Raw genomic sequence first — 17293 nt, 5'->3', positions numbered from 1 at the left:
TCAGCCGTTGGGCCCTACTGTCGCAACGATGGTGACTTGCTTGTTATCAGGGATTTCCTGATAGGCCAGTACGTGAAGGTTGGGGATCGCCAGGCGACCGAAGCGTGACAGCATCGCGCGGACCGGACCGGCTACCAGCAGTATCACCGGTTGGCCCTGCATCTCCTGCCGCTGCGCCGCATCGATCAGGGATCTCTGCAGTTTTTCCGCCATGCTCGGTTCCAGCAAAACGCCTTCTTCCTGACCCTGACCAGCCTTCTGAAGACTATTTAGCAATATCTGTTCCAACCTTGGTTCCAGCGTGATGACAGGCAGCTCCGACTCAATGCCTACAATGCTTTGCACGATTGCGCGGGACAAACCGACCCTGACGGCCTGAACCAGCGCGGCGGTATCTTGACTCCGATGCCCGTTGTTGGCGATGGCTTCTGCGATGCTGCGGATGTCGCGTACGGGTACCTGCTCTGCCAGCAGGGCCTGCAGGACCTTGAGCAGCGAAGACAGCGAAAGGATGCCCGGAACCAGCTCTTCGGCCAGCTTGGGCGAGCCTTTTGCCAGAACTTGCAGCAATTGTTGCACTTCTTCGTGGCCGATCAGCTCATGGGCATGCTTCTGCAGGATCTGGTTCAAGTGCGTGGCCACTACCGTACTGGCATCGACCACCGTGTAGCCCAGCGACTGCGCCTGGCTGCGCAGGTTGACGTCGATCCATACCGCGTCCAGACCAAACGCCGGATCCTTGGCGGTGATGCCGTTCAACGAGCCGAACACCTGCCCGGGGTTGATTGCCAGCTCGCGATCCGGGTAAATCTCGGCTTCGGCGAGGATCACCCCCATGAGCGTCAAACGATAGGCGCTGGGCGCCAGGTCGAGGTTGTCGCGAATATGCACGGTAGGCATCAGGAAGCCCAGGTCCTGGGACAGCTTCTTGCGTACGCCCTTGATCCGCGCCAGCAATTGGCCGCCTTGATTGCGGTCCACCAGCGGGATCAAACGGTAGCCAACTTCCAGGCCGATCATATCGATGGGCGTCACGTCATCCCAGCCCAGTTCCTTGGTTTCCTGGGTGCGCGTCGGTGAAGGCAGCAGCTCTTGTTGGCGCTGCACTTCGGCCTGGGCCTGGACCTTGACGTCGTTCTGCTTTTTCCACAAAAGGTAGGCACCACCACCGGCGATGGCACCCAGGGTGATAAAGGCCATGTGCGGCATTCCGGGCACCATGCCCATGATCACCATCAGCGCGCCGGAGACGGCCAGTGCCTTGGGCGAAGCGAACATCTGCCGCTGGATCTGCTTGCCCATCTCCTCGGAGCCCGAAGCACGGGTCACCATGATGGCTGCCGCGGTGGACAGCAACAGCGATGGCAACTGAGCGACCAGGCCGTCACCGATGGTCAACAGGGCGTACACCTTGCCTGCCTCGGCGAATGGCATGTTGTGTTGCAGCATGCCCACCAGCATGCCGCCGATCAGGTTGATGAACAGGATCAGCAGACCGGCGATGGCGTCGCCACGGACGAATTTGCTGGCACCGTCCATCGAGCCGTAGAACTCGGCTTCGGCGGCCACTTCGGTACGACGCGCCTTGGCCTGGTTCTGATCGATGAGGCCGGCGTTGAGGTCGGCGTCGATGGCCATCTGCTTGCCGGGCATGGCATCCAGGGTGAACCGCGCGCTCACTTCGGAGATGCGCCCGGCGCCCTTGGTGACCACCACGAAGTTGATGATCATGAGGATGGCGAACACCACGATACCGACGATGTAGTTACCGCCGATCACCACCTCACCGAATGCCTGAACCACTTTACCTGCGGCGGCATGGCCTTCCTGGCCGTGCAGCATGATCACCCGCGTCGACGCCACGTTGAGCGCAAGGCGCAGCAGCGTGGCCACCAGCAGGATGGTCGGGAACACGGCGAAGTCCAGCGGACGCAGCGCGTACACGCACACCAGCAGCACGACGATGGACAAGGCGATGTTGAAGGTGAAGAACACGTCCAGCAGCAGTGCCGGGATCGGCAGCATCATCATCGCCAGCATCACCAGCAACAGCAGCGGCACGCCAAGGTTGCCGCGGCCAAGGCCGACGATGTTGCTGCGAGCGGTGTTGATTAATTGAGAGCGATCCACCGACATTCCCCACTTCCCCAAGCGAACTTTTGACGCGCCAGGCGTCTTGCCAAGGGGCAGTGCAAGAAGAGGTCCAACTTTTGCCGGAGGGGGTTAAAGATTATTGAAGGGCTGCCGAGATGGAGTGAAATCAATCTATCGGGGGCGCGGCCTTCGCGGGCAGAGCCCGCTCCCACAGGGGGCTCGCCGCGGCCTAACTGTCCCGCTGTAGATCCGGCGGGATCGGCAGGTCCTGCAACGGGTCGGGACGCTTGCCTCGCCCGGCCTGGTACTGGCGGATCTGGTAGACATAGGCAAGCACCTGCGCCACCGCCAGGTACAACCCCGCAGGAATCTGCTGTTCGATCTCGGTGGAATAGAAGATCGAACGCGCCAGGGCCGGTGACTCCAGCACCTGGATGCGATGCTCGTTGCCGATCTCGCGAATCTTCAAGGCAATGAAGTCCGAGCCCTTGGCCAGCAATACCGGCGCATTGCCCTTCTCCGGATCGTATTTCAACGCCACCGCGTAGTGAGTCGGGTTGGTGATGATCACGTCCGCTTCGGGAATCGCTGTCATCATCCGGCGCTGCGACATCTCGCGCTGCAACTGGCGTACCCGCCCCTTTACCTCGGGCCGGCCTTCGGAGTCCTTGTGCTCGTCCTTGACCTCCTGCTTGGTCATCATCAGCTTCTGTTTGCTGCTGTAGAGCTGGAACGGCACGTCCACGGCGGCAATCAACACCAGCCCACAGGACATCCACAAGGCGCTCCAGCCGACCAGCTGCACGCTGTGGATGATCGCCATTTCCAGCGGCTCGTTGGCAATCGCAAGCAGGTCGGTACGGTCTTTGGCCAGCACCATCATGGCAACGATCAGGGTGATGGCGAACTTGGCCAGCGCCTTCAGCAATTCGGTCAATGCATGCATGGAGAACATGCGCTTGAGGCCGGCGGCCGGGTTCATGCGGCTGAACTTGGGAGCCATGGAGCTGGCGGCGAACAACCAGCCGCCCAGCGCGACCGGGCCGATCAGCGCCGCCAGCAGCAAGGTCAGCAGAATCGGCTGGGTCGCCAGAATCGCCACCTTGCCCGACTGCAGCAGAAAAATGCCCATGTAGCGCTCATCGAGCAACACCTCGCGGCTCAAGGTGAAGTTGCTGCGCATCAGTTCCAGCAGGCTTTGCGCCAGATGGCCGCCGAACGCCAGCAGCGCGCCGCACCCGGCGACCATCACTGCCAGCGTGTTGAGCTCCTTGGAACGGGCGATCTCGCCCTTCTCGCGCGAATCCTTCTTGCGCTTGTCCGTGGGGTCTTCTGTCTTGTCCGCACCGCTTTCGCTTTCGGCCATTGCCTACTCCGCTCGCGCCAATTCGCGCAGCCACTGCAAGGCGTTGGCCGCCAGCGGCTGATACTGGTTGAGAATGTCGCCCAGGCTGACCCACAGGATGAACATCCCCAGCACCAGGGTCAGCGGGAAACCGATGGAAAAGATGTTCAGTTGAGGCGCCGCGCGGGTCATCACGCCGAAGGCAATGTTGACCACCAGCAAGGCTGTGATGGCAGGCAGCACCAGCAACACCCCGGCGCCCAGCACCCAGCCCATGCGCAGCACCACGTCCCAGTAGTGCGCGGTCAGCAGGCCGCCGCCGATGGGCAGCGTGGTGAAGCTCTCGGTGAGCACCTCGAACACCACCAGATGGCCGTTCATGGACAGGAACACCAGGGTCACCAGCATGCTGAAGAACTGGCCGATCACGGCCACGGACACGCCGTTGGTGGGGTCGACCATGGACGCGAAGGCCATACCCATCTGGATCGCGAGAATCTGCCCGGCAACGGTAAAGGCCTGGAACAGGAACTGCAGCGAGAAACCGAACAGCGCGCCGATGATGATCTGTTCGGCCACCAGCAGCAGCGCCTGGCCGCTGATCGCATCCACCGTGGGCGCCGGCGGCAATCCCGGCACGATGACCACGGTAATGGCCACGGCCACATACAGGCGCACGCGCTGCGGCAGTACCTGGGTGCCGAAGATCGGCATGGTCATCAGCATCGAGGCCACGCGGAACAGCGGCAGGATGAAGCTGGCCACCCAGCCGCCGATCTGCGCATCGGTCAATTGCAGCAGCGGCTGCATCAGCCGATCACCTGCGGAATATTGGAGTACAGGGTAGTGATGTACTCCATGAAGGTGCGCACCATCCATGGCCCGATGACGATCAGCGTCACCAGCATGACCAGCAGGCGCGGGAGGAAGCTCAGGGTCTGTTCGTTGATCTGCGTGGCGGCCTGGAACATGGCGATGATCAGGCCGACGATCAGACTCGGCAAAACCAGGATCGCGACCATCACGGTGGTCAGCCACAGCGCTTCGCGAAACAGGTCGACGGCGACTTCCGGGGTCATGGATTCACGCTCCTGTGAAAGGCAAAGTCATACACCACCGAAACTCCCGGCCAGGGTCCCGATGATCAGCGCCCAACCATCGACCAGCACGAACAGCATGATCTTGAACGGCAGCGAGATGATCAATGGCGACAGCATCATCATACCCATGGCCATCAGCACACTGGCGACCACCAGGTCGATGATCAGGAACGGAATGAAGATCATGAAGCCGATCTGGAACGCCGTTTTCAGCTCGGAGGTGACGAACGCCGGCACCAGGATGGTCAGCGGCGCCTGGTCGGCGCTGGCGATGTCGGTGCGCTTGGACAGCCGCATGAACAGCTCCAGGTCGCTCTGCCGGGTCTGTGCCAGCATGAAATCCTTAATCGGGCCTTCGGCGCGTGCCACGGCATCCTGGGCGCTGAGCTGCTCACTCAGATAAGGTTGCAGGGCCTGCTGGTTCACCTTGTCGAACACCGGCGCCATGATGAACATGGTCAAGAACAGCGCCATGCCGGTCAACAGCTGGTTGGACGGCGTCTGTTGCAGGCCCAGTGCCTGGCGCAGGATGGAAAAGACGATGATGATACGTGTGAAGCTGGTCATCAACATGACGAACGCCGGAATGAAACTCAGCGCCGTCATGATCAACAGGATCTGCAGATTGACCGAATACTCCTGCTGGCCGTTGGCACCGCTGGTCATGGTCAATGCCGGAATCTGCAGCGGATCCGCGGCCATGGCCAGGGGCGCCACCAACAGCAGGCCCAGCGGCAGGACAGTGCGCAACACACCCATCACTTCTTATCCTTCTGGTCCTTGCCCAGCAGTTCCATCAGGCGCTGGGCGAATTCGGGTGTGGCCTGGGTGGTTCGGTCGGGTGGCTGCACCGGCGTGCTCATCACGTGCAGCGCGCTGATGCGCCCCGGGCTGACACCCAGCAGGATCTGCTCCTCGCCCACCTGCACCAGCACCAGCCGATCACGTGGCCCCAGCGCCTTGGCGCCAATCACGTCGATGACCTGGCCCTGGCGCGGCGCCGCCTGCTGCACGCGCCGCATCAGCCACGCCAGCGCGAAGATCAAGGCCACCACTGCCAGCAGCCCCAGCACGGTCTGGGTCAACTGACCGGCCAGGCCAGTGCCTCCCGACGCCACCACCGGCGCCGCAGCAGGGGCCACTTCCGGCGCTGCCAGGGCGACCACGGGCAAGAGCAGCAAGGCCCACAGGAACCGGCCCATCACCGCAGCTTCTTGATGCGTTCGCTGGGGCTGATCACGTCGGTCAGGCGAATGCCGAACTTCTCGTTGACCACCACCACTTCGCCGTGGGCGATCAAGGTGCCGTTGACCAGCACGTCCAACGCCTCGCCGGCCAGACGGTCGAGCTCGATCACCGAGCCCTGGTTGAGCTGCAGCAAATTGCGGATGCTGATATCGGTCGCCCCAACCTCCATGGAAATGGTCACCGGGATATCCAGGATCACGTCGAGGTTCGGGCCCTCGAGCGTGACCGGGCCGTTACCCGACTTGGGCGAACTGCCGAACTCTTCCATCGGCAGGCGGGAGGAACTCGAACTGCCGCGGGTATCGGCGGCCAACAGCGCGTCGATATCGTCCTGCCCGGCATCCCCGGACTCATCCAGAGCCGCCGCCCATTCATCGGCGAGCGCCTGGTCTTCGGCAGAAATTGTTTCATCTTGATCAGCCATCAGTGGTCCTCGACGGGCATCTAAATCATCAGGTCAAACCGATCAGCGACGCTCGATCGGTTCGATAACTTGTAAAGCCAGGTTGCCTTTGTGCGAGCCAAGCTTGGCTTTGAACGAAGGCACGCCATTGGCACGCAGGATCAACTCTTCCGGCAGTTCCACCGGGATCACGTCACCGGGCTGCATGTGGAGAATATCGCGCAGCTTGAGCTGACGCCGCGCCACGGTGGCGCTCAGGGGAACGCTGACATCCAGGACATCTTCGCGCAGGGCCTTGCTCCAGCGCTCGTCCTGGTCGTCCAGGTCGGACTGGAAGCCGGCATCGAGCATCTCGCGCACGGGCTCGATCATCGAGTACGGCATGGTCACGTGCAGGTCCCCACCGCCGCCATCGAGCTCGATGTGGAAGGTGGAGACCACGACCGCCTCGCTGGGCCCGACGATGTTGGCCATGGCCGGGTTGACCTCCGAGTTGATGTACTCGAAGTTGACTTCCATGATGGCCTGCCAGGCTTCCTTCATGTCGAGAAAAGCCTGGTCCAGCACCATGCGTACCACGCGCAGCTCGGTAGGGGTGAACTCGCGCCCCTCGATCTTGGCGTGGCGGCCGTCACCGCCGAAGAAATTGTCGACCAGCTTGAACACCAGCTTGGCATCGAGAATGAACAGGCCAGTGCCGCGCAGCGGCTTGATCTTCACCAGGTTGAGGCTGGTCGGTACGTACAGCGAATGCACGTACTCGCCGAACTTCATCACCTGCACGCCGCCTACCGCCACATCGGCAGAACGACGCAACAGATTGAACATGCTGATGCGGGTGTAGCGGGCGAAGCGCTCGTTGATCATTTCCAGCGTCGGCATGCGCCCACGCACGATGCGATCCTGAGTGGTCAGGTCGTAGCTCCTGATCCCCCCGGGCTCGCCATTGCCTTCGGTTTGCACCAGGCCATCGTCGACGCCATGCAGCAGCGCATCGATCTCGTCCTGGGACAGCAGGTCCTGTACGGCCATGAGTTGTTCCTACTGCAATACGAAGTTAGTGAAGAGCACCTGGTCGATCACGGGCTTGCCCACTTCTTTCTGCGCCACTTCCTGAACGCTCGCGGTAGCTTTCTGGCGCAGCATTTCCTGGCCGATGGGCGTGGTCAAAGTTTCGAACGGTTGCCCGGAAAAAAGCATGACCAGGTTATTGCGAATGACCGGCGTGTGCACCTTCAGGGCGTCCATGTCGGCCTTGTCCCGCGCCTGCAGGACGATGCTGACCTGCATGTAGCGATCACGACCGTTCTGCTTGAAGTTGACCACGAAGGCGGGTGTGAGGGGCTCGTAGATCGCCGCAGGTTTGGTGTGGGCAGCATCTGCCGTGGCCTTGTCCGCGGGCGCTTCGGCGGGTTTGTGCATGAGGAACCAGGTGGCCCCGACCGACAGGCCGACGGCCAGCAGCAGGCCCACGACCAGCAGGATGATCAGCTTGAGTTTGCCCTTGCCTTCCTTGGCTGCGGGTTCCTTTGCTTCTTCGGTCTTTGCCATGCCAATAATCCGTCACCATTGAGGGGTAAGCGTACCCATGGCGACGATGGAGCAAGGGTTATGCCAACAATCCTGTGGGCTCGATTTCGAGCCTGGCAACCGACCCCTTCAGGCACTGTCAGGCGTAGTAATCCACAGCGCTAGTCCCCAGCACCGTGCCGGAGGTCAGGGGCTGCGCAGCCGCGACGGCGGGCTCGGCGGAATCGAGCGCGTCCGCACCAGAGCGTGCGCCACCCGTGCGGCGGCTCTGTTGCGCCTGCTGCTCGCCTTGGGACTGACGGGACTGGTCGGAAACGTTGACGTCCAGCTGCCCCATGCCCTGCTGGTTGAACATGTCCTTGAGCCGATGCTGCTGGCTCTCCAATGCCTCACGCACGCCGATATGGGCGCTGGTGAAGGTCACTTGGGTCTGCTGGTCCGGGGTGATGTCGACGCGAATGTCCAGGCGCCCCAGTTCCGCCGGTGTCAGTTGGATGTCGGCTGATTTCAAGTTCTGGCTGGACAGGTACATGACCCGGTTGACCAGGCCTTCGGTCCATCCTGACTGCTGCATGGCCAACGGCTGGCCCAGCGGGCTGGCCAGCGGCGCCGCAGTGCCGGTCTTGGCCGTGGTCGACTGGGTCAAGGCCTGCAGGCGGTCGGCGAAGTTATCGAGGCGGCTGTCGCTGGCCGTTGTGTCGGCATCCTTCAAGCCCCCGCCGATCAAACCAGCAAAACCGTCATCGCCGCCCTCACCCGCTTCGCCTGCCGACTCCTTGCTCACCATGGCCGCCAGACCATTGACGAAATTGCCTTCTATACCCTGCTCGCCTGCCTTCGAGGGATCGCCCGATGACGTTTGGCTGGCATGTGCAGAGGTAGTGCCATTATTTTTGGCCGTCTGCTCCAGGGCCAGGCGCAGCGCCGGCAAATCGGCAAGCACGTCTTGAGCTGGATCGAAATCCTCGCCAGCGCCGACGCTATCGCTGTCCGCCGGGCTGAGAGCGGCCACTGCCGGTGGCGGCACCTGGGCCAGTGCCGGATTGGCGGCGGGATCGGCCGGGATGGGTACCGCGGCAGGATCGACCGGTGCCGCAGCAGCGCCAACGCTGGGATCGTCCTTGTCGGCGGTATCGCTGACCTTGTCGTCGTCTTTGGCGGCGGTTTTGTCGGTCTTGTCGAGCTTCTCAGGCTTGTCGGCCTTGGCAACTGGCAACTTCTTGCCGCTATCGGCAATCGTCGGGTTGGCGCCAGCCGCCTTCGAGGCCGGCGGCGTGGCGGTTTCCCGTGGGGCACTCGGCGCAGGCTCGGTCCGAGGCTTGACCGCGACTTCGTGGTTTTGACGGGCATAGAGATCGGCGAAACGAGGCGCCGAATCGTTGTCCGCTGCACTGGGCCTGGCCGCGCCGGTGACCGATGTGGCGCGAGCAGCGGCGCCCAGTTGCAGCAACAAAGGGTTTGAAGCGACAGCCATGAAGATCTCCCCGGTACGGTGGCGTTAACGCTGATTGCCATGGAGAAAGCAAGTATCGGGCCAGCGAGGAACCAGCAACGTCAACGACGCTCAACCTGCAAAGCGCGCGCGCTCCTGCGAGTACAGTTGAAGGACCAGGACGAATTCGCGGTCGATCCGCTGTACATAAGCATCCACACCCTCCAGCGCGCCTTGTCGGCAGTACTGCTCGAGCTCGCTGCACAACTGCGCCAGGCGCAGGGCGCCCATGTTGCTGCTGCTGCCCTTGAAGCTGTGGGCGGCATGGCCCAGTTCGACCAGATCGTGGGACCGGTGCAGTTCGTTCAAGCGCAGTTGCGAGTCGCTCAGGAAGGTGTCGAGCAACAGAGGGTATTCATCCTCCATGACCTCCTGCAGGGCCTCGAGGGCCGTGGGGTCTACATGGGGCTTTTGCAGTGCTTCAGCCAGTTGTTCTTCAGCCAATTGTTCGATGGGCACTTGTTCGCTCCTTGATCAAGCCGATTACGCTTGAGACTCCCAGGTAAATTCGACGTGCGCGCTGCGCCCGTCTTCCGACCAGCCCGCGCTGTGGCTCAGTTGGCGGACCAGATTGACACCACGCCCAGACAGTCCGTGCACGCTCGGCGGCTTCGCCAGGACCTGTTTCGGATCGAATCCCTTGCCGCTGTCTTCGACCACGATTCTCAGGACTCCGCCAACCCCGTGCGGGCGTATCTGCAAGTGTATGCGTATATAGCCCTCTTCCAAAGCCGCCAGGCGATCGTTGCGCAACGCGTAGTACTGGGCGAATCCGGTGGCATCGCACTTGAGCGCGGAATCGAGGCCAAGTACGCCATGCTCCAGCGCGTTGGAGTATAACTCGGCAAACACGCTGTACAGCTCTCCACTCTGCGGACGCAGGCCATGAATTTCCTGCAGCAATTGCAGGATGTACGGCAAGGGATTGAAGCGGCGCAAGGTGTCGGCACGAAACTCGAACATGGCCGACCAGTCGAGCGGGCTCGACTGGCCGCTGTCGGAATAGATCAGGCTGGCCGGGGGCTGGCGCTCGGCGTCGATCAATGCCAGCTGCACCATGCTCACATCGTCGCGCGATTCACCGCGGAAATCATGCAAAGCCTGCAGGATGCCTTCGAACAGCGACTCAGGGTCCTTGTGCGTGTCGAAGACGCGTTCGAGCCTCTCCACGCCGAAAGACTGCTCTTGCGCATTGCTGGTTTCGATGACGCCGTCGGACAGCAGCAGAACTCGATCGCCCGGCGCCAGCGGCCACACCTCGGTCTGGTCCTCGAAACGGGTGGCCGGCAATACGCCCAGCGGCAGATGACGCGACACCAGCGCGACACGCGCCGAGCCATCCTGGCGGTGCAGGTAGCCGTCGGGCATGCCGCCGTTCCAGACTTCGACCGTGCAACGCTGAAAGCTCAGGCGCAACATGGTGGCGCAGCAGAACATGTCCACCGGCAGGATCCGCTTGAGCTTGGCGTTCATCTCGCGAAGAATTTCGTTGAGCCCGTAGCCCTTCGCCGTCATGCCATAGAACACCTCGGCCAAGGGCATCGCGCCCACTGCCGCCGGCAGCCCGTGCCCGGTGAAATCACCGAGCAGCACATGCATGTCGCCCGAAGGCGTGTAGGCAGCCAGCAGCAGGTCGCCATTGAACAGCGCATAGGGCGACTGCAGGTAACGCACGTTGGGAGCGTCGAGGCATCCGGAATGGGCGATCTGGTCGAACACCGCCTTGGCCACGCGCTGCTCGTTGAGCAGGTAGTCATGGTGGCGGGTGATCAGGTCTCGCTGCTCGAGCACCGTGGCCTGCAAGCGGCGCAGGCGATCCATTGCCTTGATCTTGGCGGCCAGGATCACCTGGTTGTAGGGCTTGGCCAGAAAATCGTCGCCACCGGCGTCCAGACAACGCACCAGCGCCTGTTCTTCGGTCAGCGAGGTCAGGAAGATCACCGGCACCAGGGCCTCACCGGCTAGCTGTTTGATGGCACGCGCAGCCTCGAAGCCGTCCATGACCGGCATCATGGCATCGAGCAGTACCAACTGCGGACGCTGCTGGCGGAACACTTCGACCGCCTCCTGGCCGTTGCTGGCCGTGATCACCGCATGCCCCTGACGTCGCACGATGCTGGACAGCAGCATGCGGTCGGTCATGTTGTCGTCGGCGATCAGGACCGTCAGCGCTTCCTCGTTGGCTGGCTGCATCAGGAGATCTTGAACAACTTGTCGAAATTGGAGATGGCCAGGATCTTGCGCACGTCGGGAGAAATGTTCATCAGTGCGATGTCGGCGTTGTCGCCCCCGGCGTGGTCGCGCAACAGCAGCAGCATGCCCAGCGCCGAGCTGTCCATGTAGGTGGTGTTCTTCAGGTCGATGACATAACGGCTGGGCTTGCCGGCACGCTCGTCTTCGTAGGCTTCGCGAAACTGCTGGTGCAGGCTGAAATCGAACCGGCCCGAAATGGCCACCGATGACGTATTGCTTTCAAGGTCGAAGGTCTGGGTGACAGAACTCTGGGTTACAGCCATGTAGTAATGCTCCTTGGGTGTGCCTTGCAGGCCAGATGTAGCACCGCTCTGCAGAGCGTTCAACGGGGTACTGACAAATTCCGGCTAAAAGTTCTCGTGCCTGGGCAGGCGTTGCGACAACTCGTCGAGCAGCCGCTGTTCCCGCTTGTCCTCCAACTGCCTGGCCTCGAGGATATAGCGCTGCACCAGCTTGCGCAGCCCTTCCACTCGAGCATAGGCCTGTTGCCAGGTGGCGCGCGCATTGTTCAAGTTGTTCTGATGCCACGCAAGGCTCTGTTTCTGCTGGCCGACGGCCGTTTCCAACTGGTTGAGAAAGCGCTGATAGTTCAACAACCATTGCCCGGACACGCCACGACTGCCGTTGCTGATCCACTGTTGCTGGTAGTCGTTGCGGAAGCGTTCGAGCTCGGCCAGCTTGGCTTCGGCCAGGCTCACCTGACCCTGGAAATGCCCCAGCCGCTGGGCAGCCTTGCGCTCGGTGCTTTCGGCCATTTCCACCACGGGCGCCAGGCGCGCCGCACGACTCATCGCCATGGTCGCTTACCCCGGTGCCACGGGCGTGAACACTGCCGCCAGGCGCTCGGCGCTGGCTTGCAGGCTTTCATTGTCGTTCAGACCCTGGCGCAGGTAGCGCACCAGTTGCGGCTGAAGGGCAATGGCCAGGTCGGTCTCGCGATCGCCGCCGGCCACGTAGGCACCGACGCTGATCAAGTCACGGCTCTGCTGGTAGCGCGACCACAGCTGCTTGAACTGCTGGGCCTGGGCCAGATGCTGGGGGCTGACCACGCTGGGCATCACCCGGCTGATCGACGCTTCGATATCGATGGCCGGGTAATGCCCTTCTTCGGCCAGGCGCCGCGACAGCACGATGTGGCCATCAAGTACACCCCGTGCCGAGTCGGCGATCGGGTCCTGCTGGTCGTCGCCTTCGGACAACACCGTATAGAAAGCGGTGATCGAGCCGCCCCCGGCCTCGGCATTGCCGGCCCGCTCGACCAGCTTGGGCAGCTTGGCGAAAACAGAGGGCGGATAGCCCTTGGTGGCAGGTGGCTCGCCGATAGCCAGGGCGATTTCCCGCTGGGCCTGGGCAAAACGGGTGAGCGAGTCCATCAGGAGGAGGACGTTCTTGCCCTTGTCGCGGAAATATTCGGCAATGCGGGTGCAGTACATGGCCGCGCGCAGACGCATCAGCGGGGCTTCGTCGGCCGGCGATGCCACCACCACCGAACGGCGCAGGCCCTCCTCGCCCAAGGTGTGTTCGATGAACTCCTTGACCTCGCGGCCGCGCTCGCCGATCAGCCCGACGACGATGATGTCGGCCTCGGTGAAGCGCGTCATCATGCCCAGCAGCACACTCTTGCCCACGCCGGTACCGGCGAACAGACCCAGGCGCTGGCCACGGCCCACGGTCAACAAGCCATTGATGCTGCGAATGCCGACATCCAGTGGCTGGCTGATGGGATCACGCTTGAGCGGGTTGATGGTGGGCCCGTCCATGGGGATCCAGTCCTCGGCCTTCATGCCGCCCTTGCCGTCCAGCGCACGGCCGGCGCCGTCGAGAATGCGTCCGAGCATGCTCATGCCCATGGGCAGGCGCCCGGTATCGGCAACCGGCACCACCCGCGCGCCAGGCGCGATGCCGCTCACGCTGCCCACCGGCATCAGGTAGATCTTGCTGCCGGAAAAGCCCATGACTTCCGCTTCGACCTGCACCGGCTGGTCGCTGTCGTCGTTGATGACCACACAGCGACTGCCCATGGCGGCACGCAACCCTTCGGCCTCCAGGGTGAGCCCGACCATGCGCAGCAGGCGGCCTTCGACGATTGGCTGGCGCGGCAGGTCGATGGCCGCCTCGTAGGTGCCCAGGCGCTTGCCGAAGCTGGTGCGATCAAGCTTCATCGGGCTCACCCAGCTCGATGGTGATGTCGGCCGGGGCCGGGTGCATGTTCTGCTCGTGCAGTTGGTCGAACAGCTGGGCAATGGCCTGGGTGATGCGCGTCTCCATGCTGGCATCGATGCGACTGTGCTCGGTTTCGATACGGCAGCCACCGGGCTGCAGCGCGTCGTCCTCCTGGATGCGCCAGTTTTCCTCGTGCTTCTCCCGCAATGACTTGATCTGCTCGAAATCCTGGGGATTGATGAAGATGCGGATGTTGTTGGCGCCCATGGGCAACAACTTGAGCGCCTCACGCAGTACTTTCTCGATCTGGCTGGAATCGGTGACCAATTCGCGGCGAATGACCTGCCGGGCAATGTGCCCTACCAGCTCGACCAGGGATTTTTCGATCTGGGTGTCCTGATCGGCGATGGGCGTCAACAGGTGCCCCAACAGCCGGTCGAACTGGACGAGCTTGCTGGCCAGTGCGGCCTCGGCTTCCTGACGCACTTTGAGCTGGGTACTATGAAAGCCTTCTTTTTCGCCGGTGGCGAAACCCTCGTTGTAGGCTTCCTGGCGAATGGCTTCGAGTTCTTCCAGGGTGATGGGCTGGACCTCGTCGAGGGGAACCTCTTCGATCTCCTCGACCGACACCGGCGCCAGCACCACCTCGACGGCGGGCCGTTCGGGATCGAAACTGGGCAACGCCCACAGGTCGGCGCTGCGCGCGTCGACGGCGCGGATCAGTTCACTGACGGGTTCTTGCGGGGGGCGGGACATGGCTTGCGATTCCTGGCGCCTGGGTGCGAAGTGGGGTCGCTCGGAGCCGACCACCCCAGGGTGGCCAGCCTCCACGACAGAGGTCCGGGAGAGGGACGATTAGATCATCTCTTCCCCACCCTTGCCACCCAGCACGATTTCACCGGCCTCGGCCATGCGCCGGGCAATGGTGAGCACTTCCTTCTGCGCCGACTCGACATCGCTGACCCGCACTGGCCCCTTGGCCTCGAGGTCGTCGCGCAGCAGTTCGGCCGCGCGCTTGGACATGTTCTTGAAGATCTTCTCGCGCACGCCTTCGTCGGCGCCCTTGAGCGCGACCACCAGTACGTCGGAAGAGACTTCGCGCAACAGCGCCTGAATGCCGCGATCGTCGACATCCTTGAGATTGTTGAAAACGAACATCAGGTCTTCGATCTGCCCGGACAGCTCTTCATCGACCTCGCGTATGGAGTCCATCAACTGGCCCTCGGACGAGCTGTCGAGGAAGTTCATGATGTCGGCGGCGCGCTTGACCCCACCCAGCGTGGTCCGCGTGGCGTTGGAGTTGCCGGAGAACTGTTTCTCCAGAATGGTATTGAGCTCTTTGAGCGCCGCAGGCTGTACGGTGTTCAGCGAAGACACGCGCAGGATGATGTCCAGGCGCGCCTTGTGCTCGAAATGCGCCAGCACTTCGCCGGCCTGGTCGGGGTCGAGGTAGGCCACGACGATCGACTGGATCTGCGGGTGTTCGTAGCGAATCACATCGGCCACGGCGCGGGGTTCCATCCATTTCAGGCTGTCCAGGCCGCTGGTGTTGCCGCCCAGCAGAATTCGGTCGATCAGGCCGTTGGCCTTGTCTTCGCCAAGGGCCGAGGTGAGCATCTTGCGGATGTAGTTGTCGGAACCCACGCCCAGGCCGGTCTGGTCGCCGACCACGGTGACGAACTCGCTCATCACCTGCTCGACCTGCTCGCGGTGCACATTGCGCATCTGCGCCATGGCCACGCCCACGCGCTGGACCTCCTTGGGACCCATGTGGCGAAGCACCTGCGCCGCGTCGGTTTCACCCAGCGACAGCAGAAGAATGGCGGCCTTGTCGACCTTGGTCAGCTTGGGGGTGACGGCTTGTGAACTACTCATCGGCATTGATCCACTCTTTCACGACCTGGGCCACTCGGCCCGGGTCTTCGGCCACAAGACTCTTGATTGCATTCAGTTGGGCGTCATAGCCCTCGGTCGGGCTGGGCAGCAGAATGCTCTGCGGCCCACCCAGGCTGACCCGATCGTTGGCCAGCTCGCTGTCCATGCCCAGTGCGGCCACACCGCCCAGCCCGCCGGCGGCACCAAGTTCGCCATCGCCCGGCCTGGATTTGCCACCACCGGTGATGTTGGTCAGCACCGGGCGCAACACGCCGAACACCAGGACCAGGATGAACAGCACGCCCAGCGCCTGTTTCATGATGTCCCAGAACCAGGGTTCCTTGTAGAACGCAGGCTCGGTGATGACTTCCGCCGAATTGGGCGCGAACGGTACGTTGATCACGGTCACGCTGTCGCCACGGCTCGCATCGAAGCCCACGGCATCCTGTACCAGACGGGTGAAACGTGCCAGCTCCTGGGCATTCCAGGGCGCCAGGGTCACGGTGCCGTCGGCCGGGTTGACCTTGGCCTGGTCATCAACCACCACGGCGACCGACAACCGGGTCAGGCGACCCTGCTGCTGCTTGGTGTGGCTGATGGAGCGGTCGAGCTCGAAATTCTTGGTCGACTGCTGACGCTTGTCGGCCGGATACGGCGCCAGCATCGGCTGGCCGGTGGCCGGGTCCATGATCTGCTGGCCATTGGCGTCGAGCAGCGGCTGGCCTGGCTGGATCGCGCCAGCGGCTGCCTGCCCCTGGGCGGCATTCTGCGGTGCGGTGGCCGGGCCCGGTGGCTGGTTACTCAAGGCGCCGGGCACACCCGATGGGCCCGAACCGCTGGAACGTTGCTCGCTGGTGGACTGCTCGCTGCGCAGTGCCGGCTGGTCCGGGTTGAACTGCTCGGAGGTCGACTCGACCGCGCTGAAATCCAGGTCCGCCGACACCTCGGCCTTGAACCGATCACTGCCCACCACCGGTTGCAGTATGTTGTGGACACGCTGGGTCAGCATGCTTTCCATGCGGCGACTGTAGTCGTACTGCTTGCCGGCCATGGTCAACGCGTTGTCTTCCAGCTGTGCCGACAGCAGGGTGCCCTTCTGGTCGACGACCGACACGTTGGACTTGTTCAGTTCCGGGACGCTGGTCGCCACCAGATTGACGATGGCCGCGACCTGGCCGGCATCCAGGGTCCGGTTGGGGTACATTTCCACCAGCACCGAGGCGGTTGGCTTGCGTTCGTCACGGACGAACACCGAACTCTTCGGGATGGCCAGGTGCACGCGCGCAGCCCGGATATTGTTCAGGCTGCCGATGGTACGGGCCAGCTCGCCTTCGAGGCTGCGGCGGTAGCGCGCCGTTTCCATGAACTGGCTGGTGCCCAGGCCTTGTTCCTTGTCGAGCGACTCGTAGCCGACGTTGCCGTCGCTGGGTGCAACGCCGGCCGAGGCCAGGGCGATGCGCGCACGCGACTGGTCGTCGGCCTTGACCAGCAAGGCGCCGGAGTTGGGTTCCACGGTATAGGGAATGTTGGCCGTGGTCAGGGTGTCGATCACCTGCTTGGTGTCCATGCCCGCCAGGCTGCCGTACAGCGGCCGGTAGTCGGGTTGCTGCGACCAGAGCACCACGGCAAAGCCGATCGCGACGCTCGCAGCCAGGCCGACCAACAGGCCGACCTGACGCAGCATGGTCATCTGCGACAGATTCTGCAGGACAGACAAGCCCATGAGCGGCGATTTGTTGCCGCTCTTGGCAGGGAGGTTATCGGTGGTCGCTTCAGCCATGACTCAATTC

At 62.8% G+C, this 17293-nt stretch carries 18 protein-coding genes; all 18 read right to left on the bottom strand.

Annotation, left to right across the window (positions count from 1 at the left end; translation table 11 throughout):
• The 18 genes from flhA to fliF all read right to left on the bottom strand — a co-directional run bounded on the left by flhA (position 1) and on the right by fliF (position 17283).
• A complete protein-coding gene (gene flhA / locus IFT76_RS10200) occupies positions 1 to 2130 on the bottom strand; it encodes a flagellar biosynthesis protein FlhA (protein ID WP_122476754.1) in 2130 nt (709 codons plus the stop codon).
• 193 nt (positions 2131 to 2323) lie between these two features.
• Positions 2324 to 3460 carry a flagellar biosynthesis protein FlhB gene (flhB, locus tag IFT76_RS10195; protein ID WP_192058201.1) on the bottom strand — a complete coding sequence of 379 codons (1137 nt, stop codon included), beginning with the start codon at positions 3458 to 3460 and terminating at the stop codon, positions 2324 to 2326.
• Positions 3461 to 3463: 3 nt separating this feature from the next.
• The gene (fliR, locus tag IFT76_RS10190) at positions 3464 to 4249 is read right to left on the bottom strand and encodes a flagellar biosynthetic protein FliR (RefSeq protein ID WP_122475893.1); all 786 of its coding nucleotides are present in this window, start codon (positions 4247 to 4249) and stop codon (positions 3464 to 3466) included.
• A complete protein-coding gene (gene fliQ / locus IFT76_RS10185) occupies positions 4249 to 4518 on the bottom strand; it encodes a flagellar biosynthesis protein FliQ (protein WP_043186065.1) in 270 nt (89 codons plus the stop codon). The genes fliR and fliQ overlap by 1 nt, the downstream gene beginning before the upstream one ends.
• 27 nt (positions 4519 to 4545) lie before the next feature.
• Entirely contained in the window at positions 4546 to 5298 is a 753-nt protein-coding gene (fliP, locus tag IFT76_RS10180) for a flagellar type III secretion system pore protein FliP (RefSeq protein WP_122475897.1), read from the bottom strand.
• Entirely contained in the window at positions 5298 to 5741 is a 444-nt protein-coding gene (gene fliO / locus IFT76_RS10175; protein ID WP_122475899.1) for a flagellar biosynthetic protein FliO, read from the bottom strand. Before fliO ends, fliP begins: the two co-directional genes overlap by 1 nt.
• On the bottom strand, positions 5741 to 6211 hold the full coding sequence (fliN, locus tag IFT76_RS10170; protein ID WP_122475901.1) for a flagellar motor switch protein FliN: 471 nt from the start codon (positions 6209 to 6211) through the stop codon (positions 5741 to 5743). The genes fliO and fliN overlap by 1 nt, the downstream gene beginning before the upstream one ends.
• A gap of 42 nt (positions 6212 to 6253) precedes the next feature.
• A complete protein-coding gene (gene fliM / locus IFT76_RS10165) occupies positions 6254 to 7222 on the bottom strand; it encodes a flagellar motor switch protein FliM (RefSeq protein ID WP_043186057.1) in 969 nt (322 codons plus the stop codon).
• Between the two features lie 9 nt (positions 7223 to 7231).
• A complete protein-coding gene (gene fliL, locus IFT76_RS10160; protein WP_122475903.1) occupies positions 7232 to 7741 on the bottom strand; it encodes a flagellar basal body-associated protein FliL in 510 nt (169 codons plus the stop codon).
• Between the two features lie 118 nt (positions 7742 to 7859).
• Positions 7860 to 9194: a flagellar hook-length control protein FliK gene (locus tag IFT76_RS10155; RefSeq protein WP_192058199.1), complete on the bottom strand. Its 1335-nt coding sequence runs from the start codon at positions 9192 to 9194 to the stop codon at positions 7860 to 7862.
• Between the two features lie 90 nt (positions 9195 to 9284).
• The gene (locus tag IFT76_RS10150) at positions 9285 to 9629 is read right to left on the bottom strand and encodes an Hpt domain-containing protein (protein WP_185794565.1); all 345 of its coding nucleotides are present in this window, start codon (positions 9627 to 9629) and stop codon (positions 9285 to 9287) included.
• Positions 9630 to 9695: 66 nt separating this feature from the next.
• The gene (locus IFT76_RS10145; protein WP_185794508.1) at positions 9696 to 11405 is read right to left on the bottom strand and encodes an ATP-binding SpoIIE family protein phosphatase; all 1710 of its coding nucleotides are present in this window, start codon (positions 11403 to 11405) and stop codon (positions 9696 to 9698) included.
• Complete coding sequence (locus IFT76_RS10140) at positions 11405 to 11728, bottom strand: STAS domain-containing protein (RefSeq protein WP_192058197.1); 324 nt, start codon at positions 11726 to 11728, stop codon at positions 11405 to 11407. The genes IFT76_RS10145 and IFT76_RS10140 overlap by 1 nt, the downstream gene beginning before the upstream one ends.
• Positions 11729 to 11812: 84 nt before the next feature.
• Positions 11813 to 12262 (bottom strand): flagellar export protein FliJ, encoded by a 450-nt coding sequence (fliJ, locus tag IFT76_RS10135; protein ID WP_122475909.1) that lies wholly within the window; start codon positions 12260 to 12262, stop codon positions 11813 to 11815.
• A 6-nt stretch (positions 12263 to 12268) separates the two neighbouring features.
• Positions 12269 to 13627, bottom strand: coding sequence for a flagellar protein export ATPase FliI (gene fliI, locus IFT76_RS10130; protein WP_122475911.1), 1359 nt, complete (start codon positions 13625 to 13627; stop codon positions 12269 to 12271).
• The gene (gene fliH / locus IFT76_RS10125; RefSeq protein ID WP_122475912.1) at positions 13617 to 14384 is read right to left on the bottom strand and encodes a flagellar assembly protein FliH; all 768 of its coding nucleotides are present in this window, start codon (positions 14382 to 14384) and stop codon (positions 13617 to 13619) included. The genes fliI and fliH overlap by 11 nt, the downstream gene beginning before the upstream one ends.
• Before the next feature lie 99 nt (positions 14385 to 14483).
• Complete coding sequence (fliG, locus tag IFT76_RS10120; RefSeq protein WP_043193255.1) at positions 14484 to 15503, bottom strand: flagellar motor switch protein FliG; 1020 nt, start codon at positions 15501 to 15503, stop codon at positions 14484 to 14486.
• Positions 15496 to 17283, bottom strand: a complete 1788-nt coding sequence (gene fliF / locus IFT76_RS10115) for a flagellar basal-body MS-ring/collar protein FliF (RefSeq protein ID WP_192053332.1) — start codon at positions 17281 to 17283, stop codon at positions 15496 to 15498. Before fliF ends, fliG begins: the two co-directional genes overlap by 8 nt.
• Positions 17284 to 17293 lie beyond the last annotated feature (10 nt).

The organism is Pseudomonas sp. CFBP 13727, from assembly GCF_014841915.1.
GTDB lineage: Bacteria > Pseudomonadota > Gammaproteobacteria > Pseudomonadales > Pseudomonadaceae > Aquipseudomonas > Aquipseudomonas baltica.
This window is presented reverse-complemented; position numbering and strand designations above follow the sequence as displayed.